The 23471-nt window shown below is 71.6% G+C and carries 20 protein-coding genes; 14 read left to right on the top strand and 6 right to left on the bottom strand.

The genetic code is table 11. The annotated features are described in order from the left end of the window. Window positions 1-23: 23 nt before the first annotated feature. Together JOD51_RS17600 and JOD51_RS13115 are read left to right on the top strand one after the other, a co-directional pair. Window positions 24-1217, top strand: coding sequence for a helix-turn-helix domain-containing protein (locus JOD51_RS17600; RefSeq protein WP_204609196.1), 1194 nt, complete (start codon window positions 24-26; stop codon window positions 1215-1217). A gap of 160 nt (window positions 1218-1377) precedes the next feature. Next, window positions 1378-2010 (top strand): LppP/LprE family lipoprotein, encoded by a 633-nt coding sequence (locus JOD51_RS13115; RefSeq protein WP_204609195.1) that lies wholly within the window; start codon window positions 1378-1380, stop codon window positions 2008-2010. 18 nt (window positions 2011-2028) lie between these two features. Here JOD51_RS13115 and JOD51_RS13110 read toward each other — a convergent pair whose 3' ends face one another. Further along, on the bottom strand, window positions 2029-2637 hold the full coding sequence (locus tag JOD51_RS13110) for a TetR/AcrR family transcriptional regulator (RefSeq protein ID WP_204609192.1): 609 nt from the start codon (window positions 2635-2637) through the stop codon (window positions 2029-2031). Between the two features lie 85 nt (window positions 2638-2722). After that, the gene (locus tag JOD51_RS13105) at window positions 2723-4789 is read right to left on the bottom strand and encodes an MDR family MFS transporter (protein ID WP_204609190.1); all 2067 of its coding nucleotides are present in this window, start codon (window positions 4787-4789) and stop codon (window positions 2723-2725) included. A 250-nt stretch (window positions 4790-5039) separates the two neighbouring features. Here JOD51_RS13105 and JOD51_RS13100 point away from each other — a divergent pair, with 250 nt between their 5' ends. Further along, window positions 5040-5594 carry a MarR family winged helix-turn-helix transcriptional regulator gene (locus JOD51_RS13100; protein WP_259557574.1) on the top strand — a complete coding sequence of 185 codons (555 nt, stop codon included), beginning with the start codon at window positions 5040-5042 and terminating at the stop codon, window positions 5592-5594. Window positions 5595-5607: 13 nt separating this feature from the next. Here the strand turns inward: JOD51_RS13100 and JOD51_RS13095 are convergent, their stop codons facing one another. Continuing rightward, window positions 5608-6177, bottom strand: a complete 570-nt coding sequence (locus tag JOD51_RS13095) for a TetR/AcrR family transcriptional regulator (RefSeq protein WP_204609188.1) — start codon at window positions 6175-6177, stop codon at window positions 5608-5610. A 134-nt stretch (window positions 6178-6311) separates the two neighbouring features. Here JOD51_RS13095 and JOD51_RS13090 point away from each other — a divergent pair, with 134 nt between their 5' ends. The 8 genes from JOD51_RS13090 (at window position 6312) to JOD51_RS17595 (ending at window position 15762) form a co-directional block, all read left to right on the top strand. Beyond that, window positions 6312-7070 carry an SDR family NAD(P)-dependent oxidoreductase gene (locus JOD51_RS13090; RefSeq protein WP_204609186.1) on the top strand — a complete coding sequence of 253 codons (759 nt, stop codon included), beginning with the start codon at window positions 6312-6314 and terminating at the stop codon, window positions 7068-7070. A gap of 95 nt (window positions 7071-7165) precedes the next feature. Continuing rightward, window positions 7166-9007, top strand: a complete 1842-nt coding sequence (locus tag JOD51_RS13085) for a DEAD/DEAH box helicase (RefSeq protein WP_204609184.1) — start codon at window positions 7166-7168, stop codon at window positions 9005-9007. Window positions 9008-9194: 187 nt separating this feature from the next. Continuing rightward, on the top strand, window positions 9195-9476 hold the full coding sequence (locus tag JOD51_RS13080) for a pyrophosphorylase (RefSeq protein WP_111075815.1): 282 nt from the start codon (window positions 9195-9197) through the stop codon (window positions 9474-9476). Between the two features lie 186 nt (window positions 9477-9662). Continuing rightward, window positions 9663-10037, top strand: a complete 375-nt coding sequence (locus JOD51_RS13075) for a hypothetical protein (RefSeq protein ID WP_204609182.1) — start codon at window positions 9663-9665, stop codon at window positions 10035-10037. A gap of 116 nt (window positions 10038-10153) precedes the next feature. After that, entirely contained in the window at window positions 10154-10477 is a 324-nt protein-coding gene (locus JOD51_RS13070; protein ID WP_204609180.1) for a hypothetical protein, read from the top strand. 262 nt (window positions 10478-10739) lie between these two features. Further along, window positions 10740-12764: a glycosyltransferase gene (locus JOD51_RS13065; RefSeq protein ID WP_204609177.1), complete on the top strand. Its 2025-nt coding sequence runs from the start codon at window positions 10740-10742 to the stop codon at window positions 12762-12764. After that, complete coding sequence (locus JOD51_RS13060) at window positions 12761-13171, top strand: ATP-binding protein (protein WP_204609175.1); 411 nt, start codon at window positions 12761-12763, stop codon at window positions 13169-13171. The genes JOD51_RS13065 and JOD51_RS13060 overlap by 4 nt, the downstream gene beginning before the upstream one ends. Further along, on the top strand, window positions 13168-15762 hold the full coding sequence (locus JOD51_RS17595; protein WP_204609173.1) for an OpgC family protein: 2595 nt from the start codon (window positions 13168-13170) through the stop codon (window positions 15760-15762). Before JOD51_RS13060 ends, JOD51_RS17595 begins: the two co-directional genes overlap by 4 nt. A gap of 212 nt (window positions 15763-15974) precedes the next feature. On the opposite strand, the gene JOD51_RS13050 is transcribed toward JOD51_RS17595, so the two are convergent. The 3 genes from JOD51_RS13050 to JOD51_RS13040 form a co-directional block, all read right to left on the bottom strand. Continuing rightward, a complete protein-coding gene (locus tag JOD51_RS13050) occupies window positions 15975-17525 on the bottom strand; it encodes an AMP-binding protein (RefSeq protein WP_204609171.1) in 1551 nt (516 codons plus the stop codon). 251 nt (window positions 17526-17776) lie between these two features. Further along, window positions 17777-17926 (bottom strand): hypothetical protein, encoded by a 150-nt coding sequence (locus tag JOD51_RS13045; protein WP_204609169.1) that lies wholly within the window; start codon window positions 17924-17926, stop codon window positions 17777-17779. 166 nt (window positions 17927-18092) lie between these two features. Then, the gene (locus JOD51_RS13040; protein ID WP_204609167.1) at window positions 18093-18542 is read right to left on the bottom strand and encodes a MarR family winged helix-turn-helix transcriptional regulator; all 450 of its coding nucleotides are present in this window, start codon (window positions 18540-18542) and stop codon (window positions 18093-18095) included. Window positions 18543-18646: 104 nt separating this feature from the next. On the opposite strand from JOD51_RS13040, the gene JOD51_RS17590 reads away from it, so the two are divergent. The 3 genes from JOD51_RS17590 (at window position 18647) to glmU (ending at window position 23431) form a co-directional block, all read left to right on the top strand. Then, entirely contained in the window at window positions 18647-19660 is a 1014-nt protein-coding gene (locus JOD51_RS17590; protein ID WP_204609165.1) for a helix-turn-helix transcriptional regulator, read from the top strand. A gap of 97 nt (window positions 19661-19757) precedes the next feature. Continuing rightward, window positions 19758-21152 (top strand): MFS transporter, encoded by a 1395-nt coding sequence (locus tag JOD51_RS13030; protein WP_204609162.1) that lies wholly within the window; start codon window positions 19758-19760, stop codon window positions 21150-21152. Window positions 21153-22003: 851 nt separating this feature from the next. Beyond that, a complete protein-coding gene (glmU, locus tag JOD51_RS13025) occupies window positions 22004-23431 on the top strand; it encodes a bifunctional UDP-N-acetylglucosamine diphosphorylase/glucosamine-1-phosphate N-acetyltransferase GlmU (RefSeq protein WP_204609161.1) in 1428 nt (475 codons plus the stop codon). The last annotated feature ends 40 nt before the right edge of the window (window positions 23432-23471 follow it).

Below are 23471 nucleotides of genomic sequence, written 5' to 3'. Positions count from 1 at the left end.
TCTCTGGATGAGAAGATGGTCGGGTGCCACCGATCGACGACGCCAACGGGTTCCGCAAGCAGCGGTTCACGGATGCGGGCGGCTCGGACTACACCGCGATCTTCCGGTCCGAGTACTCCGGCCAGGACCTCCGCCGCGACACCGCCGTCGCGTCCGAGACCTACGCGACCGCGGGCACGCAGTACGAGTACTTCGTCATCGGCAACGACGACCTGACGCTCCGCCGTATGAACGCCCGCGGCGGCCGTCGCGGTGGGGTGATCGGCCCGCGGGACGACCACGTCGTGTTCTGGTTGCAGCAGGGGCGCCTCGAGATGCACTTCGCCGACCGGACCCGGATCATCGAACCGGGCAGCCCGTACATCGCGTCCGCCTCCGAGGCGTACCGCTTCGAGTCCGAGGAGACCGTCTACAACGGCGTCCACATCTCGGACGCGTTCCTCCGCAAGACGGCGGGCGAGCTCGGGTACCCGATGCCGGACGGGCCGGTCCTGTTCGACCAGCAGGACGAGCGGGTCGCCCGGCGCGAGCCGCTCCGACGACTGCTCAGCGAGGTCAGCCCGACGCTGATGGACGAACGGGTCCGCGGGGCGATGCGGACGGCGCTGAACCGGCGCCTGGCCACCGTCGTCCTCGACACCTTCCCGCTCCGTGACCGCGGTGACGACGTCCCGACCGCCAGCCGCCTGCGGGACGCGATCGCCTTCGTCGAGGAGCACGCCCGCGAACGCCCCTCGGTGCCGGCCATCGCCGCCGCCGCCGGGCTGAGCGAACGAGGCCTGCAGGAGGTCTTCGCCCGGACCCTCGGCGTCACCCCGAACGGCTTCCTCCGCGACCAGCGGCTGGACGAGGTCCGCCGCGAGCTGCTCCGCGGGGAGTCGCCGAACAGCGTCCTCGAGGTCGCCCGCCGCTGGCGCTTCACGAACCCCAGTCGGTTCGCGACCGCCTACCGTGCCCGGTTCGGCGAGGACCCCTCGGTGACCCTGCGGGCGGCCACCTCGCAGCGGCCGGACGGGCGGTCGTCGTGGCGCATCCGACAGGCGGTCGCCTACATCGAGAACCACCTCGACGACGTGTGCACGGTCGCCGACATCGCCGCGGCCGCCGGGCTGCGTCCCCGCCGGCTCCAGCAGCTCTTCAAGGAGGAGCGCGGCACCACGCCGACCGCCTTCCTCCGCGACCTGCGCGCGCTCCGGCGGTCCGGCGACCGCTCCTGACCGGCGACGCTGGCCGCCGGGTGGTCGGCAGCCACTGACCGGCGACCGGCTGCCGGACGGGAGGCACGGATCCCGCCCGCCCCGGACCTCCCGGCCGGATGCGCTGCCGACCTCCACGTCCTCTGTGGACGCGCCGCGACCGCCCGGCAGGATGTTCCACATGGGAACCAGTTCGCGACTCCGTCCCGCCGTGCTCCGCGGCCTCGTCCCGCTCGGGCTCGTCTCGATCGCGCTCACCGGGTGCTCGTCGGGGTCGGCCCCGGCACCGACGCCGACGGTCACGCAGACCGTCGCACCGTCGGGCGGGTCGACGGCGACCCCGACGGCAGCGGCGACGACTCCGGCACCGGTGCAGACGCCGCAGCCGAGCGCGACGCCGACCTGCGGCGCCGAGGACCCGACGAGCGCGATCCAGCAGGCGGCGGACCGTCTCGGACCGCCGGCCGGCATCGAGGGTGCGACGTGGGACACCGCCGCGGCCGAACGGGGCGGGTACGACCCGTGTGCCGCACTGTCGTGGGTGGTGCTGCGTCCGGCCATGTCGAGCGGCAGCTCACCGTCGGCGATCCTGCTGTTCCACGATGGCACGTACCTCGGGACGGCAACGAAGGAGCAGTACTCGTTCGAGCCGGGCGTGACGCGGACCTCGGATGCGGCCCTGTCCGTGACCTACGAGTTCCCGCGCGACGGCGAGTCGAACGCCGAGGCGAGCGGCCGCGCCACCGCGACCTACCGGTGGGACGACGCGGCCGGCCGGGTCGTCATGACGGGGGACGTGCCTCCGACGCCGTGATCGGCGGGGTCGGTCGGGTCAGCGGTCGGTGACGAGCGCGGCCATCTCGGCGACGACGCCCCGGAGGCGCGTGGCCAGGTCCGCCTGGCTCTGCACGCTGAAGCGGTGTGCCGCCTCGGTCAGCGCCGACATCACGAGCGCGACGGCGGTCCGTGCCGTGTCCTCGTCGGTGCGGGTGCTCACCGCGGCGACGAGGGACTGCCGCGACTCCGCCATCCAGCGCATCACCATCGAGGTCATCTCGGGACGACGGACCAGCAGCTCCTTCGCGCGGGCACGGTCCGCGGAGAGCGGCACGGTGTGCGCGACGAGGTCGCAGACGTCGTCGATCAACCGACCGTCGGCGGCGGCGAACCGGTCGCGGACGGCGTCGGGGACCTCGACGGTGTCGAGGCCGATGGCCGCGTGGGCCTTCGACGAGAAGTAGTTGAAGAACGTGCGGGGGGACACGTCGGCGTCGGCGCAGATCTGCTCGACCGTGACACCGTCCAGGCCGTGCTCGGTGATGCGGGTCAGTGCGGCGTCGTGGATCGCCTGCCGGGTCTGCTGCTTCTTGCGCTCGCGGAGCGTGCAGGGCTCGGTGCTGCCGACGGCGCTGTCGGGCGCGGGTGCTGCCGTGGTGGTCACGGGCGACCTCCGGTTGGGGAGAAGGGGAACGGGCCGCCCGCGCGTCGCCGACGGGTGTCGGCGGCCGTGCGGGCGGCCCGGGTGGTCACCGACGCTGGGTCGGCGTGGAGCCGGTCATCGGACCGGTGAAGGAACCAGCCTCGGCCGCGGCCATGCCGGCGTCGGCCTCGAGCTGTGCCTCCGCGGAGATGTCCGCCTGCTCCTGCAGGGCCGAACGCTGCCGCAGCGGCGGGACCTTGAAGAACCAGGTGAGCACGAAGGCGAGCAGGATCACGGCGAGTCCGACCCAGTAGATCGTGACGGACGAGGCGTTGAAGCCGGCCATGAACGGACGGGTCAGGCGGGTGTCGGCACCGGTCAGGAACGAGGTGTCGTTCGTGGCCGAGGCGCTCGAGTCGTCGTTCGCGCCCTTGTCGATCTGCTTGACGAGGTCCGGGACGACCTGGTCGACCCAGTAGCCGCGCTGTCCGGCGTCCGTCCAGTCGACCGCGAGCTGTCCGTCGACGACGCTGGCGTGCGCCTGGTCGGCGGCCGTCGCGAGGGCGGTGGCCTCGGCCTGCGGGGTGGCGTCGGCGACCTGCTGGGCGATCACGGTCTCGGCGGCGGCCGCGGGGACCGTGCCGGCGGCGACCTGCGCCTGGACGGCTGCTGTGACCTGCTGGGTGACGGCCTGGTCCGCGGCCTGCTTCGCGGCGGTGGTGCCGCGGACCAGGCCGGAGTCGATGCTGTCCTGGATCGGGTCGACGATCGGGTCCCAGATCTGGTCCATGACGCCCTGGTTCGCCTTCGCGCTGGCGACGGTCGGGTTGAGCGCTGCGTCCAGTGCCGCTGTCAGGTCGGCCTTGTTCGCGGTGGCGTGCACGATGTTGGCGGGCATCACCGAGAACAGGATCGAGAGCAGCACGGCGGTGCCGAGCGTGCCGCCGATCTGGCGGAAGAAGGTCGCCGAGCTGGTCGCGACGCCCATGTCCTTCGCCTCGACCGAGCCCTGCGACGCGAGCGTCAGGGACTGCATGACCGAACCGAGTCCGAGACCGATGAGGAACATGCCGATCATCAGGAACCAGAGCGGCTTGTCGATCGACATGAAGGTCAGGACGACGTAGCCGGCGGACACCAGCGCGGTGCCGATCACCGGGAAGACCCGGTAGCGGCCGACGCGGGCGACGATCTGACCGGACGTGATCGAGGCGATCATCAGGCCGCCGACCAGGGGCAGCGTGGCGAAGCCGGACTCGGTCGGGCTGAGGCCGACGACGATCTGCAGGTACAGCGGGATGGTCAGCATGGCGCCGAACATCGCGAAGCCGACGAGGAACCCGATGATCGTCGCCATCGAGAACGTGCCCGAGCGGAAGAGCTTCAGCGGGATGATCGCCGCGTCGCCCATCTTCGACTCGATGATCAGCAGGGCGACCAGGCCGACGGCGCCGATGACGTAGCAGGCGAGGGCGGCGGGGGAGCCCCAGCCCCACGTGCGGCCCTGCTCGGCGACCAGGAGCAGCGGGACGAGGGTGACGATGACCGAGGTCGCGCCCCACCAGTCGACGACCGGCTTGTCGCGCTTGTCGTGCACCTTCGGCAGGTGCAGGAAGACGATCACCATGATGAGCGCGGCGATGCCGATCGGCACGTTGATGAGGAGCACCCAGCGCCAGCCGGTGATGAACAGGATCTCGGACGCGCCGGCGAGCAGACCGCCGATGAGCGGGCCGATGACGCTCGAGATGCCGAAGACGGCGAGGAAGTAGCCCTGGTACTTGGCGCGCTCACGCGGGGCGAGGATGTCGCCCATGATCGCGAGCGGCAGCGACATCAGTGCGCCGGCACCGATGCCCTGCACCGCGCGGAAGGCGGCGAGCATGAGCATCGACGTGGACATCGACGACAGGACGGCGCCGAGGATGAAGACCACGATGCCGAAGATGTAGAGCGGACGGCGGCCGAAGATGTCGGAGAGCTTGCCGTAGATCGGTGTCGCGATCGTCGACGTGATCAGGTAGGCGGTGGTCACCCACGCCTGCTGGTCGAGACCGTGCAGGTCGTCGCCGATGGTGCGGATCGCGGTGCCGAAGACCGTCTGCCCGAGGGACGACAGGAACATGCCGGCCATCAGCCCGTAGATGACGAGCAGGATCTGGCGGTGGGTCATCAGGGGTTGCTGACCGGGCGCGCCGGTGGTGGCGGCGCTCCGGCCCGACACCGGCGTCTGTGCGGTGGCTGTTGACAATGCGGGTCCTTCTGGTTCGACGTGCCGGACGGCGAGTGCGTCGTCGGGCGGAGGCGAGGCGGGTACGTGGGCCACGGAGGGGCCGCTGCGCAACCTGAAACCTTGCAGGCTCCGCAACTTTACATCCATTGCGTTCTGCAAGCAACTAGTTGGCGCGTCGTACGATGGCGCCGTGCCCGAGGACCCCCGCCCCGACGACGATCGGCGCGTCGACGATCGGCCTTCCGGGGATCGGACCGAGGCCGAGCGGCTGCTCCGCCGCCAGCTCGACCGCCTCTGGGTGCGCCAGACCCTGCGGACCGTGCTCATCGAGCAGTCCGGCGGCCTCGACCCCACCGCGCGGGTGATCCTGCGGGCCGTCGAGCGGCTGGGGGAGGTCCGCTCGACCGCCGTCGCGGAGCGCACCGGTCTGTCGCGGCCGGTGGTCAGTCGGCGGATCGCGGGGCTCGTCGAGGCCGGCTACGTCCGCACCACCCCGGACCCGGACGACGGTCGCGCAGCCCTGCTCGCCCTGGCGCCGGCCGGACGTGCCCTGCTCGACGGCCTCGACGCGCAGGGGGACGCGGTGTTCGACGACGTGACGAGCGTGTTCGACGGGGACGAGCTGCGCGACCTCGCCCGGCTGCTGGCGCGGTTCAACGACCGTGCTGCCGAGGTGCTCGGCGCCGGTGGCGAGGACGGACGCCCGCTCGGCGAGCAGTCGGAGGGCGGGCGCTCGGTGCCCTGAGTCGACGGAGGCGTCAGGCGAGCCCGCGCAGCGCCCGGTCCACGACGTCCTCCGGTCGCCCGTCGTCGTGCTCCGCCCACCAGGTCAGGGCGGCGATGGCGGCCCCGGCGTAGGCGGCTGCACGCACCGCGGGGCCCAGGTCGGACGGGTCCGCGTGGTCACGCTCGGCGACGAACCGTGTCAACCGGTCCTCCAGCCCGGCGATCCGGGGTGCGCCCTCCCGGTCGAGCGTCGGGTTCGTGCGGATCACCCGGAGCCGGTGTCGGGTGGTCTCGACGGCGGCGTCAGGGAAGGTCGCGGCAGCCCGATACGCGGCGCGGAGGCCGTCGCTGCCGGACTCGTCGAGTGGCCGGTCGTCGAGCGCTGCACGGAGACGGTCGGCGAACTCCTCGAGGCCGCCCCACACGAGCGACGCCTTCGTCGGGAACAGCCGGAACAGCGAGCGTCGGCTGACCCCGGCGGCCGCGGCGACCTGGTCCATCGAGACGCTGTCGTAGCCCCGGTCGTCGAACAGGCGCAGTGCGGCGAGCGACACGGCGTCCGGATCGATCGTGCGGGGACGCCCTGTCGGCCGGTCGGTCATGTGCTCATCCTCTCGCAGGCGAACTTCCGGCACTCAGTGCTACAACTGGGTCCGCGCACCGCGCACCGCGCACCGCGCACCGCGCACCGCGCACCGCGCACCGCGCACCGCGCACGACTCGAAGAGGAGACACCATGACCGACACCACCGCAGGACGGTTCACCGGCAGCACCGTCGTCGTCACCGGGGCGGGATCCGGCATCGGCCGGGCCACCGCCGTCCGCATCGCACGGGAGGGCGGCCGGGTCGTCGCCACCGACGTCGTCGCCGACCGGCTCGACGACCTCCGCACCGAACTCGACGGCCACGACCTCGAGACCGTCGTCGGGGACGTCACCGCCCAGGAGACGATCGACGCCGTCCTCGTCGCCGCCGGCGACCGGGTCGACGGACTGGCGAACGTCGCCGGCATCATGGACCGCTTCCTGCCGCCCACCGAGGTCGACGACGCGACCTGGGAGCGCGTGTTCAGCGTCAACCTGACCGGGCCGATGCGCCTGACCCGTGCCGTGCTGCCGCTGATGATCGCCGCCGGCAAGGGCTCGGTGGTGAACGTCGCCTCCGAGGCCGCCCTCCGCGGGTCCACCGCCGGCGTCGCCTACACGTCGTCGAAGCACGCGGTCGTCGGCTTCACCCGGAGCGTCGCGTTCTTCCACGGCCCGCAGGGGATCCGGGCGAACGCCGTCGCACCGGGAGCGGTCGCGACCAACATCGAAGCACCGATGGGCAGCGAGTACGCCGCCGGTCGCATCGGGCCGATCAGCCAGCTCATCGTGCCCGCCGCCGCCTCCGCGGACCAGCTCGCAGCGGCCATCACGTGGCTCCTCAGCGACGGCTCCGCGAACGTCAACGGGGTGGTCCTGCCGAGCGACGGCGGCTGGTCCGTCGTCTGAACCGACCCCGTGACGGACGGGAGGCACGTGGCGGCGCCGCCACGCGCCTCCCGTCCGTCTGGGGTCCAGCCCGAAAACGGGATACCGTTCTCACCATGAGCACCGAGAACACCACCCCCGCCGAAGCCGTCGACGAGGAGCCCGTGATCACCTTCGCCGACCTCGGGCTCAGCGACCCCGTCCTCAAGGCCGTCAAGGACATCGGGTACGAGACCCCCTCCGCGATCCAGGCCGCCACCATCCCGATCCTGCTCGAGGGCCGCGACGTCGTCGGCCTGGCCCAGACCGGTACCGGCAAGACCGCCGCGTTCGCGCTGCCCGTGCTGTCCCGCATGGAGGCCGGCTCGAAGCTGCCGCAGGCGCTCGTCCTGTCCCCGACCCGTGAGCTCGCACTCCAGGTCTGCGAGGCGTTCGAGCAGTACGCGGCCCACATGAAGCACGTCCACGTCCTGCCCGTCTACGGCGGCCAGGCGTACGGCGTGCAGCTGTCCGCCCTCCGTCGCGGCGTCGACGTCGTCGTGGGTACCCCCGGTCGCATCATGGACCACATCGCCAAGGGCACCCTCGACCTGTCCGAGCTGAAGTACCTGGTGCTCGACGAGGCCGACGAGATGCTCAAGATGGGCTTCGCCGAGGACGTCGAGACGATCCTCGCCGAGACGCCGGACACGAAGCAGGTCGCGCTCTTCTCCGCGACGATGCCCGCGCAGATCCGCCGCATCTCGAAGCAGTACCTCAACGACCCGGCCGAGATCACGGTCAAGGCGAAGACGACCACCTCGGCGAACACGACGCAGCGCTACCTGGTCGTGTCGTACCCGCAGAAGGTCGACGCGCTGACCCGCATCCTCGAGGTCGAGGACTTCGAGGGCATGATCGTCTTCGTCCGCACCAAGAGCGAGACCGAGACCCTGGCCGAGAAGCTCCGCGCCCGCGGGTACGCGGCCGCCGCCATCAGCGGTGACGTCGCCCAGGCCCAGCGCGAGCGCACGGTCAACCAGCTCAAGTCCGGCAAGCTCGACATCCTGGTCGCCACCGACGTCGCCGCCCGCGGCCTCGACGTCGACCGCATCACCCACGTGGTCAACTTCGACATCCCGATCGACACCGAGTCGTACGTGCACCGCATCGGCCGCACCGGTCGTGCCGGCCGTTCGGGTGCCGCGATCAGCTTCGTCACCCCGCGTGAGCGTCGCCTGCTCACCGCGATCGAGAAGGCCACCCGCCAGCCGCTCACCCAGATGCAGCTGCCGAGCGTCGAGGACGTCAACTCCACGCGCCTGACCCGCTTCGACGACGCGATCACCGCCGCCCTCGGGCAGGAGTCCCGCGTCAGCGCGTTCCGCGACATCATCGCCCACTACGTCGAGCACCACGACGTGCCGGAGTCGGACGTCGCCGCGGCGCTCGCCGTCGTGGCGCAGGGGGACACCCCGCTGCTCCTCGACCCGGCGGACGACCGCGCGCGCCAGCAGATCGAGCGTGACGAGCGTCGCAGCCGCGACGACCGCCCGGCCCGTGACCGCGACGGCGACAGCGGTGGCGGGGACCGTCGTCGCCGCTCGGTGCCGATGACCGCCTACCGCATCGAGGTCGGCCGCCGCCACCGTGTCGAGCCGCGTCAGATCGTCGGCGCGCTCGCGAACGAGGGCGGCCTGCGCCGTGACGACTTCGGGGCGATCCAGATCCGTCCGGACTTCTCCGTCGTGGAGCTGCCGGCCGACATGGACTCCGGCGTCCTCGACCGTCTGCGCGACACCCGCATCAGCGGCAAGCTCATCGAGATCCGCGCGGACAGCCGGGGCGGGGTGCGTCGCGAGAGCGGCACCCGTCGTGACGGCGCGCGCTACGGCGACCGTGACGACCGCAGTCCGCGTGACGACCGCGGCGGCTACGACGACCGCAAGCCGCGCCACACGCGCGACGACCGCGACTGACGCAGCGACGACCGCGACCGACGCGTCCTGACGGGAGGCCCGACACCAGTTGGTGTCGGGCCTCCCGTCCTGTCTGTGGAGAACCTGGCCTGTCGGCCCCGGGAGCCGGTATGGTTGAGCACGTCAGAGCCTCCGGGGGATCTTCTGCGCGGGGGTGCAGGTACGAAGAGAAAAAGAGGGGTTCACCATGTCGCGTGTGCTTTCGACCGAACAGGCGAAGACCGCCATCCGCCAGATCCAGTCCATCGTGAACGGTGGCTTCACGGACCAGATCTCGCAGCTCGACGCCCAGGGGCGCGTGCTGTCCGACTCGAACGTGTGGGACGGCCCGCTGGCGTCGAACTTCCGTGGGTCGACCTGGCCCGAGACGAAGGCTGCGCTGGACAAGGCGAAGACCGAACTCGAGCAGCTCCGCACGCAGCTCGACAAGATCTCGCAGGACATCTTCACCGCGGGTGGCGGCGCGTAAGCAGCCGTTCGGACAGGGCCCGGGCCGTCGATCACCTCGACGGGCCGGGCTGCTGTCGTCCGTGGGGGATCGGGTCACCCGGGCTGCTGTCAGCACCAGCGCGACCAGAGATGTCTCGGCGCTGGTCGGCCGTGGGATCGGGACCGCCACCGACACGGTGCACGAGGGGATGAAGGACGGGGAACCGTGGCCGGAGTGACCAAGGCGCGGCCGTGGCGCGGTCAGCGTCAGCACCCCGTCAACCTGATCGCGGCGGCGTGCCTGCTGGTGGTGGGCATCGCCGTACCGATCGGCATCGCGGGACCCGGTGGGAGTGTCCTCCTGCCCTCGCTCGTGGTGGGCTTCGTCGTGGGTCTGCTCTGGGCGGCGATCGTGTTCGCGGTGTTCCGGCCCGACGTCTCGGCCGTCCTGATGGTCGGCGGGATCATCGTCGCCGCCCTGGTCTTCACACGGGTGCTCGACGGCTGGGGGGCAGCCCTCCTGCCCTACATGATGTGCAGCCTGGCGGGGTCGGTCTTCGGCGCGCACCTGCGGTGGATGGTGGAACGCCGCCGCGTCTGACCTGCGGTCAGCGGGGGAGCGCGTGGACCCACTCTCGGAATGAGACCAGCGCTGCCCACACCAGCTGTACCGGCGGTGGCGTCGTCCGAACACGGCGGCGCGTCTAGGCTCGCGTCGTGCGGGGGCGAGTGGAACGACTGGCGGACGCGGTCGATGCGATCGTGCCGCTCGTGCGCGAGGTCGACGACGTCGGCGGCCGCAACGCCGAGCGCTTCCAGGCCGCGGCGGACCGGCTACGGAGCGTCCCACTCACCCGAGCGGATCGGAACACGGTCCTCCGCGATCTCGAGGCGCTGCTCGGAGCCGGATCCGGACGGCTCTCCGACCGGTACCTGGTGCACGACGACGGCCGACCCGACCTCGAGCGATCGCGGACGTTCACCGAACTGGTCGGGCGGATCCGCTCCCACGCGTGGTGGATCCGGCACCTGCCGTCCTGACCGGCTGTCCTGCACATCGCCGCGACGCGCATCCGGCGTCCCCAGATCGGGGCATCGTGCTGACAGGTGTCGCCCTGCTGCGGTAGACAAGACAGCACGCCGGAGTCGACCCGAACGACGCCGAGCGGACGGCGTCGCCCGCGGACCCTGGACCCACTGACGGCTTCGGTGCGACACCCGTGCGCGGCAACCGCGTGCACGGGATCTCGGGGATCAGGAGGGACGCCGTGCACTGCAGCGACGGTTCAACAGGGGTGCGCCGATGACGGCGTTGGACGTCGGTCGACGCGATCGACGTCGACTGACCGTCGGAACGCCGCGCCGCCGGCTCCTGGCCGTCCGGACCGTGGCCGTGCTCGCCGCGGTGTCCGGCCTGAACTACGTCGGCTGGCGCTGGATCGCCTCGGTGAACTGGCACTCGTGGTGGATAGCCGTGCCGCTGATCCTCGCCGAGACGTACAGCGTGATCGACTCGGTGCTCTTCGCGTTCGGGGCGTGGAAGCTCCGCGAGCGTGGCGAACCGCCGACGAAGCCGAGCACCGACGTGACGGTCGACGTCTTCATCACCACCTACAACGAACCGATCGACCTGGTGATGCGCACCGCCCTCGCGGCGAAGGCGATCACGCACCCGCACACCACGTGGATCCTCGACGACGGCAACCGCCCCGAGATGCGTGCGGCCGCCGAGTCCGCGGGGCTCGGCGTGATCACCCGCGGCAAGGACTGGGTGGACCGCCCCCGGCACGCCAAGGCCGGCAACCTGAACAACGCGCTGCTCGCCACGCAGGGGGAGTTCCTGCTCATCCTCGACGCCGACCAGGTGCCGGAGCCGTCGATCCTCGACCGCACCCTCGGGTACTTCAAGGACGAGCGGATGGCGCTCGTGCAGACCCCGCAGTGGTTCGAGAACGTGCCCGACTCGGACCCGCTCGGCAGTCAGGCGCCGCTGTTCTACGGGCCGATCCAGCAGTCGAAGGACGGCTGGAACGCCGCGTTCTTCTGCGGGTCGAACGCGATCCTCCGGCGGGAGGCGCTGATGCAGCTCGGCATCACGCGGTACGTGCGCGAGGTCGAGACTAGTGTCCAGCGCACCATCAAGACCGCCAAGAAGCTCCTGGGCCGGGCGCGCGAGACCGAGACCGACGAGCGCGTGCTCATCGCCCTCGACGACGCCGAGGGGGTCGTCGACCGTGCGCGCGACGAGAGCGCCGCGGGCGAACCGCTCGGCGACGTGACCTACCGGTTCCAGCGCGGCATCGACGCGATCGCGTTCCGGTTCGCCGCCGCGGACCTCGAGTCGGTACGCGCGGACCTCCAGGAACTCGCCGCGATGTCGACCGACGCGAACACCTTCGCCGGTCTCGACGACGCCGCGCTCGACGTCCTCGGACAGCGGGGTGCGTCCCCGGTGGCCGCGATCGAGTCGATCGCGGTGCTCGCCCGGGCGCTCGACGTGAACCGCGACGACGAGGCCCAGGCGATCATGCCGCTGGCCACCATCTCGGTGACCGAGGACATGGCGACCGCGATGCGCCTGCACGGCCTCGGCTGGCGGTCCGCGTACCACGACGAGATCCTGGCGAAGGGGCTCGCACCCGAGGACCTCGAGACGATGCTCGTGCAGCGGCTCCGCTGGGCGCAGGGCACCATGCAGGTGTTCTTCCGCGAGAACCCCCTTGTGCAGAAGGGCCTGTCGTTCGGGCAGCGCCTGATGTACTTCTCGACGATGTGGAGCTACCTGTCGGGCTTCGCCGCCGTGGTCTACATCGCTGCGCCGGTGCTCTGCCTGTCGTTCGGCGTCGTCCCGGTCCAGGCGTACAGCACCGACTTCTTCGCCCGGCTGATCCCGTTCCTGGTGCTCAACCAGCTGCTGTTCTGGGTGGTCGCGGCGGGCAGACCGACGTGGCGCGGGCAGCAGTACTCGCTGGCACTCTTCCCGGTGTGGATCGAGTCGGTCACGAGTGCGTTCGAGAACGTGTTCCGCGGCCGACCGCTCGGCTTCCGTGTGACGCCGAAGGTCCGTGACACCACGGACGTCAAGCCGCGCTGGGACCTGGTGAAGCCGCAGCTCGTCGCGATGGCGGCGCTCGCCGCGGCCCTGGTGATGATCGGCATCCGGTACCTGACCGGGCAGGCGGAGGGCATCGCGCCGCTGGTCAACACCGCCTGGGTCGTCTTCGACCTGTTCATCTTCAGCATCGTGATCCGGGCGGTGCGGTACCGCGGGCCCGAGGCTCCGGTGCCCCTGGAGCACGAGTCCACGACGGTCGGAGGGCCTCTGTGAGCACGCACGCGAGCATCGACGTCCCCGCGGTCCCGGCGTCGCTCGACACGGTGCAGGACACCTTCGCGGCGTGGTGGGACGGCCAGGGCATCGACGACCCGACGATGCGCTTCCGGTTGGAGACCGCCCTGGTGGAGGTCGCCGCGAACGTCATCGAGCACACCCGACGGTCGGACCCGCACGAGGGGCGCCGGTTCGTCCTCGACCTGACCGCCCACGACACCGAGCTCGTCGCGGTCCTGTCGGACAACGGCATGCCGGTGGACATCGACCTCGGCGCCGTGACGATGGCCGACCCGGAGGACGAGGGCGGCCGCGGCCTGGCCCTGGCGATCGCGGCGCTCGACCGACTCGAACACCACCACGAGGGTGGGCGGAACGTCTGGGTGTTGGTGTGCGACCGGTGAGGCAGCTCGTGGCGCGCATCGTCGCCCTCCTCCTCGTCGCCGGCGTGGTCCTGCTGGGCGGTGCCCTGCCGGCGAACGCGGCGACGAGCGCACCGACGAGCACACCCACCAGCACTGCGACGAGCGGACCGACGGGTACCGCGACGAGCACGCCGACGGGCACGCCGACCGCGACGCCGCCGAAGGGATCGGCCGTCGGACCCGCATCCGGCCGGACCTGGTTCGGCCCCGACCTGGACTGGGGCTCCGACGCTCCCGACGGCTACGAGGGCCGCCTCGGTGCGACCCCGTCGATGTACGGCGTCGAGATCGCCTACCCGCTCGACGGGGGCGCCCAGGAGCAGTTCCTCCGCTCCACCCGGGCCGCCGCCGCACAGGGCGCCGTGCTCGTCGTCAGCCTGGTGCCGGACCAGTCCCTCGAGTCCCTGACGACGGCCGATGCCCGCCACGCGAACACGCTGTTCGAGCGCGCCCACCGGCAGTACGACACCCAGGTCCTGGTCCGCTTCGCCCCGCAGATGAACGGCACGTGGGTGCGCTGGGGCCAGCAGCCGACCCAGTTCGTGCAGGCCTTCCGGACCCTGGCGCGCCACGTGCACGCGGGGAAGTCGGACGCCCGCATGGTGTGGTCGCCCTCGTACGGTGCCGGCTACCCGTTCGGCTCGTCGGCCGGCCGCCTGGCGGACCTGTCGGCGACCGACACCGAGAAGCTCGACACGAACGGCGACGGCCAGATCACCGCGGCCGACGACCCGTACGAGCCGTACTGGCCCGGGGCGTCGTCGGTGGACTGGGTCGGGCTGTCGATGTTCTTCTTCGGCAAGGGGAAGGCCACCGAGGCCGCCGGCCGCGACGTCCCGCTGACCCGGAACGAGGTGCCGGCGTCCGACGAGGTCGCGCAGCGCTTCGCCGAGCGCTGGGGCTACGACCAGCAGCAGTCCCGCTCGTTCACGGACCGGTTCGCCGTCGACCGGGACCGACCGTTGCTCCTGGACACCGGTGCGCTCTACGACCGCTCGCTCAGCGGCGTCGCCACGGAGCTCGCGGTCAAGCAGGCCTGGTGGCGACAGGTCATCGCCGAGGTGCGCACGACCCCCGAGATCCGCGGCGTCACCTTCGTGGAGGCCGAGCGCCGCGAACCGGAGGCCGGCAACCGCGTCGTCGACTGGCGCTTCACCGATGCGTCGAGGACGGCCGCGTCGTTCCGGTCCGACCTGGAGGGCGCCGACCGCTTCGTGTTCGGTCCGGTCACCGACCGGGTGACGGCCCAGCAGGGTGCCGTCGCGACGAACCAGCAGCTCGACACCGGCGGCGACCAGATGGCGTGGATCGTCTGGCTGTCGGCGGGGCTCGCGCTGGTGTTCGTGGTCAGCGGCCTGGTCGGACGGCTCGTGCCCAGCTGGCGGTACCCGGACGACGGCAAACCGGGGCGTGACCTGCGGCTCGACCTGTTCCGCGGGTTCATCATCCTGGCCGTGGTGATCACGCACATCGAGGTCGCCGGCCCGTACTCGTACCTGACGCTGCACGCGGTCGGGGCGATCACCGGCGCCGAGATGTTCGTGTTCCTCTCCGGCATGGTGCTCGGCATGGTCTACCCGCTCGGCATCGCCCGGTTCGGCGAGTGGGCGTCGGCGATCGGTGCGTGGAAGCGCGCCCGGAAGCAGTACCTCGTCACGCTCGCGGTGATCCTCATCGTCTTCGCCCTGAGCTTCGTCCCGCTGCTCGACACGGACGCGATCACGACGTTCACCGACCGGGGGACCGGCCTGGGCGGCATGCAGGCCGAGGGTCGCGTGTACGACCTGTACCCGAACGCGATGCAGCTGCTGGCCTACCCGCCGCCCTGGTACGCCATCCGGCAGTTCCTGCTGCTCGAGATGGGCCCGTGGCCGTTCAACATCATGGGCCTGTTCGTGGTGCTCAGCCTGTTCATCCCGGTGTTCATGTGGGTGATCCGGCGCGGGTACTGGTGGGCGCTGCTCGTCGTCAGCTGGGCGCTCTACGTCTTCCAGGCGGTGAACCCGGACTTCAAGCCGTTGAACTCGCAGTTCGACGCGGTCTTCCCGCTGCTGACCTGGCAGGTGGTGTTCACCCACGGCCTGGTGCTCGGGTACTACCGTCGCCAGATCACGCGGGCGCTGACCGGCCGGCTCGGCAAGGTGCTGATCGGCGTGCTGATCTGCGGGTACGCGGCCTTCCTGGTCTACGTCTGGGCGGGCGACCGGTTCGACTTCACCCCGGTGCCGTTCCCGGCGTCGATGTACCAGGACCTGTACAACACCGCGTACCAGCGCGTGGACCTGCAGTGGGGCCGCCTGGTCGACATCGCGTTCTTCGCGATCGTCTCGTACGCGATCCTGACGGTGTTCTGGAAGCCCGTGAACGCCGTCATCGGGTGGCTGTGGATCCCGCTCGGGCAGGCCAGCCTCTACGTGTTCGTGTGGCAGGTCTTCTTCGCGCTGGTGATCGCGTCGCTGCCCCTGGACTACGGCAACGTCTGGATCGGCACCGCCGTCCACACCGCGCTCATCCTGCTCAGCTGGTACATGATCCGGCGGAAGTTCCTGTTCTCGGTCATCCCGCGCTGACACCCGGCAGCGGCGCGCGCCCGGCAGCAGCCCGGCCACGACACGGACGGGAGGCCCGTCACCAGCTGGTGACGGGCCTCCCGTCCGTTGTGCCCCCGGAGCGTGCCCCCGGAGCGTGCCCCCGGAGCGTGCCCCCGGAGCGTGCCCCCGGAGCGTGCCCCCGGAGCGTGCCCCCGGGGCACGCCCCGCCCACGTGCGCCGGGCCGCCGCCGTCAGTCGCTGTACTCCCGCGTCAGCTCGCGCCGCAGCACCTTCCCGCTCGGTCCGATCGGCAGCACGTCCACCACGTGGTAGACCCGCGGGTACTTGAACGAGGCGACCCGCTCGCGGACGAACGCGTCGACCCCGTCGGACCCGGCGGCGCCGTCGCGGAGGACGACGGCCGCGTGCACCTCCTGTCCGTGCACCGGGTGGTCGACGCCGAACACCGCGGCCGACGCGATGTCCTCGTGCCGGTGCAGCACCGCTTCGATCTCGGACGGGTAGACGTTGTAGCCGTTCCGCAGGATCAGGTCCTTCTTGCGGTCCACGATGCTGACGTACCCGTCCTCGCTGAGCACGCCGATGTCCCCGGTGCGCAGGTACCCGTCGGCCATCGCGGCCTCGGTCGACTCCGGGTCGTCGAGGTAGCCGAGGAACAGGTTGTGGCCCCGGACGACGATCTCGCCCGGTTCCCCGACCGGTACCGGCACGATGCGCCCCTCGACCTCGGCGTCCACGACGACGACCTCGACACCCCAGACGGCGGGGCCGACGCTGCCGGCACGGCCCGGGACCCCACGCGGGTTCACCGAGACGACGGGGGAGGTCTCGGTCAGCCCGTAGCCCTCCTGGATCGGCGCCCGGAAGGTCGACTCGAACCGCTCCAGCACGGCGGCGGGCAGTGCGGCGCCGCCGGAGACGCACCAGCGGAACGGCGGCCGGGCGTCGTGCTGCTCCGCCGCCCCGAGGAGGGCGATGAACATCGTCGGGACGCCGAGGAACGCCGTCACCTGCTGTTCGGTGCAGAGCTGCAGTGCGGTCGCAGCGTCGAAGCGGGGGAGCAGCACGATCGTCGCTCCGCGGCGGAGCGTGGTGTTCATCACGACCGTCTGCCCGAACGTGTGGAACAGCGGCAGGCCGCCGAACACGATGTCGTCCTCGCGCAGGTCGAACACGTCGATGATGCAGACGTTGACCTGCTCGACGAGCGCGAAGTGCGACCCGACGGCGCCCTTCGGCTGACCGGTGGTGCCGCTGGTGAACAGGATCGTGGCGGGGTCCAGGGGGTTCGTCGCGACGACGGCGTCGAGCGGCTCCCCCTCGGACGACAGCGTGGTCAGTGAGAGGACGTCCTCGCCGGCACCGACGCCGACGACGAGAGCGCCGGTGTCGGCCGCTGCGGGACCGGCCTCGGCCAGCACGGAACCGGCGGCGATGAGCATCCGGGCACCGGAGCGACCGAGGACGTGCGTGATCTCCTCACGCTTGAACAGCAGGTGGATCGGCACGACGACGGCCCCCATCGCGAGGACGGCGAAGTACGCCACCAGGAACTCGGGCACGTTCGGCAGCATCACCGCGACCCGGTCGCCGCGCTCGACCCCGCGGGCCCGCAGGCCGCCGGCGGTCTGGCGGACCCGCTCCCACAGGTCGCCGTACGTCAGCTCGTGGACGCCGTCGGGCAGCGCGGTGACGACGGCGACCTTGCTGCGGTGCCGTCGCGCCCCCTCGGCCACGATCGTGGCGACGTTCAGTGTTCCCAGTCCGGTGGTGGTGGACATCGTGCCCCTCTTCGTCGGTGCGGGCGTCGTCGCCCTCGGTCGCGCCGCTGGTGAGACGACGCGCGCGCGGCCGTCGGGTGCGACCACCCTCCTGACGCTACCCAGCGCCGGGGTCCGCATGCAGCCCCCGTTCGGCGGCCACCGGGGGGGGGGGGAGAGAGGGACGGCCCCAGGACGGACGGGAGGCCCGTGGCGATCCCGCCACGGGCCTCCCGTCAGTGTCTCGACGCCGCTGCGTCGAGGGCGCTGGATCAGCGCGGTTCGGTCGTCGCCACGAAGAGGTCGTCGAACAGTCCCTGGTCCTCGGTGGGCTGCTCGCCGTGCTTCCAGCGACGGCGCATGCGGCGGATGGTGGTGATGCGCACCGGATCGACGCCCGGTTCGGTCTCGTACATACCCATGGTGTCCCTTCCCGTCGGCGGTGACCCCCGTGCGAGGGGAGTCCCGGTCGATTCCGACGGTACGGCGACGTTCGGAGCCGTGCCCGTGCAAGTAGGTAGAGAAGTGACCCATCCGCGCTGCGTGGACAATTGCTTCGCCCACGAACCGACAGGCCCCTAACCTGCACTACGTCGTGGGCGGCACTCCGCCGTCGAGCGCCGCGACGATGCGGTCGACGATGCGGACGAGGCGTCGCCGCTCTCGTTCCGAGAAGGAGGACAGGAGTTCGTGCAACTGCTCGTTGGTGCTGTCCAGCGCTGCTGCGAACACCTGCTCCTGCCCGGGCGTCAGCTCGATGAACCGGCTCCGACCGTCCTCCGGGTTCGGCACACGCTGCAGGATCCCCTGCCGTTCCAGCCGGTCGATGATCCCGGTCACCGCGGGACCGGTCAGCCCGAGGTGCGACGTCAGGTCCTTCACGCGCACCGAACGGTCGCCGGACTTCGCACGCCACACGTACTGCAGCACCGACAGGTCCGTGCCGGACACACCGGTCCGGTCACGCAGTCGGTTGCGCAGCGCTGTCGAGGCCTGCTCGAGACGGGTCAGGGCACCCATCACGTCGAGGTCACTCACCGGATGCCCTCCTCCGTGCGTCACGACACACCGGAGTGGGGACCGGCATGCTCGCGGCAAGGATATCCAGATACCGCTGGTTCCCGGTCCAGTGTGGTGACGACGTGAGCGCGCCGCTTGCGCCCGAGCCCGCAGAGACCCGCGAACTCGCCGGACGGGAGGCGCTCGCCGACTCCGCGGTCCCGGTGCGGTTCGAGGTGGTCGGCACCGACCCCGACGCAGCCGTCCGCGACCTCGCCGGCATCTACTCCGGCAAGCAGTGGCTGTCGCGCCGGACCGAGGGGGAGTTCTCCTACCGCTACACAGCGGTCGGCGACTCCGACGTCTCGATGCGCCGGTCCACCATGAACGGCTTCCTCCGTGGGGCCTCCGCACCGAGCGACGACCTGGTGATGAGCTGGCTCACCGCGGGCTCCGGCACACCGGACACCCTGCGCGACCGGGTCCCTCTCCGGGTCGGGCAGCCGATGCTGTTCCCGGCGCACCGGGACGTCGTCTTCGTCGCCACCGACTACGACCAGCAGCTGGTCCACCTGGACCGCGGCTTCGTCCGGGAGGTCGCTGCCGAACGCTTCGACGTCGGCACCCTCGAGATGCGCTTCGACCACCTGCGACCCGCGGACGCCCTGGCCGTCCGGCGGTGGCGGGACTCCCTCGGCGCCCTGGCCCGTGCACTGCGGGAGGGCGGGACCGGCTCGCTCGTCTGGAACGAGGCGAAGCGGCACACCGTCGACGCCTTCCTGCAGGTCGTGCCGCCGCAGCTCGACCAGCTGCCCGCCGAACTGCTGCACCCGCGGCAGGCCAAGCTCCGCGCCGTCGTCGAGCACATCCACGCGCACGCCGACGACCCGATCACGATCACCGACCTGGCGCGGGTCGCCGGGCTCAGCGTCCGCAGCGTGCAGGAGTCGTTCCGGCGCACCTTCGGGCTGTCGCCGCTGGCCTACCTGCGGCAGGTGCGGCTGGACCGGGTGCACGAGGAGCTCCTGGTCCGGGACTCCCGGACGGTCTCGGTCGGACAGGTCGCCACGCGGTGGGGCTTCGCGCACCTCGGGCGGTTCTCGGCGGCGTACGCGGAGCGGTTCGGCGAGTACCCGAAGCAGACCCTGCGGCGGTGAGTCGCGCCTCCCGTCCGTGGGTCGGACGCCACCGGGCACGGTGCCGGACACGCTGCTGGACACCTCCGCGGACACCCGGAGGCGCTACGGTTCCGCCATGACCGGTACGCCGACGACCGCCGAGGCTCCGCCGACCCCGCTCCGGCGTCGGGCACTGCTGTCGTGGGCGCTCTGGGACTGGGGCTCCGCAGCCTTCAACGCCGTCGTCACCACGTTCGTGTTCAGCACGTACCTGGCCAGCCGGGCGTTCGTCGACCCGGCACTCGTCGCTGCCGAGGGGTCCTCGTCCGCCGCAGCCGCCGCCGTCGAACGCGAACTCGCCCACAACGCCGCGACCGTCTCCACCGCGCTGACCGTCGCCGGCATCGTCGTCGCCCTCGTCGCACCCGCGATCGGCCGGCTCGCCGACACCTCCGGTCACCGGAAGCGCTCGGTGTTCATCGCCACGATCGGCATCGTCCTGTCGATCGTCGGCATGGTCTTCGTCGCCCCCGCCCAGCCCTACCTGGTGCTCGGCGCCGCCCTGATCGGCATCGGCACGGTCGCGTACGAGATCGCCTGCGTCGGGTACAACGCCATGCTCGGCCAGGTCGCCACCGGGCCGAAGACCGGCCGGGTGTCCGCGATCGGCTGGGCCGCCGGGTACTTCGGCGGCATCGTCCTGCTCATCGTGCTGCTCCTGCTCTGCATCCAGGACTTCGGCGTCGACGGCAAGGGCGGGCTCCTGCAGCTGCCCGCGACCGTCGCCACCGGGCAGTGGGACGTGCGCGTCGCGATCGGCATCGCCGCCGTCTGGCTCGCCGTCAGCTCGATCCCGCTGTTCGTCGTCGTGCCCGAGGCCCCGGCCGACCCGAGCCGCCGCGGGTCCCTCTGGTCCGCCTACGCCGACCTCGGACGGGACGTCGCCCGGCTCTGGCGCACCCGCCGGAACGTCCTGGCCTTCCTGCTCGCCAGCGCCGTGTTCCGCGACGGCGTCGGTGCCGTGTTCACGTTCGGCGGGATCATCGCCGCACAGGTGTTCGGCTTCAGCCCGTCCGGCGTCATCATGTTCGCGATCGTGGCCAACGTCGTCGCCGGCATCTCCACCGTCGTCTCCGGCCGGCTCGACGACCGCTTCGGGTCCCGGCCGCTCATCATGGTGTCCCTGGTCGGCCTGTCGGTGTTCGGTACCGCGGTGCTGTTCGCCGGGTCCGCGCAGGCGTCGTTCTGGGTGCTCGGCCTCGGGCTCTGCATGTTCGTCGGGCCGGTGCAGTCGTCCTCCCGGGCGTACCTGGCGAAGCTCGCGACGCCCGGCCGCGAGGGTGAGCTCTTCGGCCTCTACGCCACGACCGGGCGGGCGGCGTCGTTCATCGCGCCGGCGTTGTTCGGGCTCGCGGTGACGATCAGCGGGTCGACGCGGTACGGGATCCTCGGGGTCGTCGTGGTCCTGGTCGCGGGGCTGGTGCTGATGGCCTTCGTCCGCGACGAGCCGGCGGCGGCTGCGGCGGCCTGAGGCCTGCGGCCTGCGGCCTGTGGCCTGCGGCCGACCGGTCACAACACCCCGCTCAGTTCCGCCGAGGGGTCACAAAACGTCGTTCTCGCACGCTGGGAGCGACACTTCGTGACCTCTCGGCGCCGGGCCCCCGGGGGTGTCGCGGCCGGCGGGCGGGCGGGAGGCTCGGTGCCGGACGTTGTGTGTGCCTCCCGTCCGTCGGCTGCCGGGGTCGCACGACCTGCCGCTCAGTTCCGCCGAGGGGTCCCGAAACGTCGTTCTCGCGCGCTGGGAGCGACACTTCGTGACCTCTCGGCGACCGGCACCCGGGGGTGTCGCGGCCGCCGGGCGGGCGGGAGGCTCGGTGCCGGACGTTGTGTGTGCCTCCCGTCCGTGGGCTGCCGGGGTCGCACGACCTGCCGCTCAGTTCCGCCGAGGGGTCACGAAACGTCGTTCTCGCACGCTCGGAGCGACACTTCGTGACCTCTCGGCGACCGGCACCCGGGGGTGTCGCGGCCGCCGGGCGGGCGGGAGGCTCGGTGCCGGACGTTGTGTGTGCCTCCCGTCCGTGGGCTGCCGGGGTCGCACGACTTGCCGCTCAGTCCGCCGAGGGGTCACGAAGCGTCGTTCTCGCGGGCTCGGAGCGACACTTCGTGACCTCTGGGCGACCGGCACCCGGGAGTGTCGCGGTCGGCTGGCCGGCGCCTGGCACGGCGATCGGTGACAGCCGGGAGGTCCGGGGCCGGCCTGGCCAGGTGTGGCGGTGTCGGTCCGGTGCGGGTTCTCCTGCACCGATGCGGTTCACCGCGGAGTTCTCCACTGAACGGCACGACGGTCGGACGATGCCGGGGCCGTGGGCCAGGATGGGACGCATGACCGACCAGCGGATCGCCGTCGTCGTCCTCGCCGCCGGGCAGGGCACGCGCATGAAGTCCTCGCTCCCCAAGGTGCTGCACCGGCTCGCCGGCCTGCCCCTGATCGCCCACGTGCTCCGCACCGCGGAGTCACTGTCCCCGGACCACGTCGTCGTCGTCGTGCGACACGAGCGTGACCGCGTCGCCGCGGAGATCACCGAGCGAGCACCCGACGCCCGCATCGTGGACCAGGACGACGTCCCCGGCACCGGGCGCGCTGTGGAGGTCGCGGTGGACGCGCTCCCTGCCGACTTCGACGGCGTCGTCGTGGTGCTGTCCGGCGACGTCCCGCTGCTCGACGCGCCGAGCCTCCGCACCCTCGTCGACGCCCACGGCGACGGCGGGCACGGAGCCACCTTCGTCAGCGCGATCGCGCCCGACCCGACCGGACTCGGACGGATCGTGCGTGACGCCGACGGTGCGTTCGCCGGGGTCGTCGAGCACAAGGACGCCACACCGGAGCAGCTGCGGATCACCGAGGCGAACGCCGGCATCTACGCGTTCGACGTCACCCACCTGCGTGCGGTCCTGCCGTCCCTGACGACCGAGAACGCCCAGGGGGAGAAGTACATCACCGACGTCCCGGAGCTCGTCGCAGCCCGCGGCGGACGGGTCGACGTCGTGACGCTCACCGACCCGTGGCTCGTCGTCGGCATCAACGACCGCGCGCAGCTCTCCGACGCCGCGCGTGAGCTCAACGCCCGCATCGTCCGTCGGCACCAGTTGGCCGGCGTCACCGTGCAGGACCCGGCCTCGACCTGGATCGACCTGGACGTCACGATCGAACCCGACGCCGAACTGCTGCCGGACACCCAGCTGATCGGCGCGACGGCCATCGCGAGCGGGGCCGTCGTCGGGCCGGGCACCACCCTGCGCGACACCGAGGTCGGCTCCGGCGCCACCGTGAACCGGGTCGACGCGACCCTGGCGGTCATCGGTGACGGTGCCTCGGTCGGGCCCTTCGCGTACCTGCGTCCCGGTACGTTCCTGGGCGCGCGCGGCAAGATCGGTACCTTCGTCGAGACCAAGAACGCCGTGATCGGCCGCGGCAGCAAGGTCCCGCACCTGTCGTACATCGGCGACACCGAGGTCGGGGACGACTCCAACATCGGTGCGAACACCATCACGGCGAACTACGACGGCGTGCACAAGCACCGCACCGTCATCGGCTCGGACGTCCGGACCGGGTCGCACAACGTGTTCGTCGCCCCGGTTAGGATTGGCGACGGGGCGTACACCGGTGCAGGCACGACCGTCCGCAAGGATGTGCCGGCCGGGTCGCTCGCGATCAGCTACGCCCCACAGCGCAACACCGAGGGATGGGTCGAGGAGAACCGACCCGGAACCCCGGCGGCCGAGGCAGCTCGGCGCGCGCGAGGCGAATGACACCTTCGACGGTCCCCGTGGCCGTCAGCGGTGGGCCCCG

Source organism: Curtobacterium herbarum, from assembly GCF_016907335.1.
GTDB classification, from domain to species: Bacteria; Actinomycetota; Actinomycetes; order Actinomycetales; family Microbacteriaceae; genus Curtobacterium; species Curtobacterium herbarum.
The sequence above is the reverse complement of the archived record's forward strand: the minus strand, read 5'-3'. Positions and strand labels throughout refer to the sequence as shown.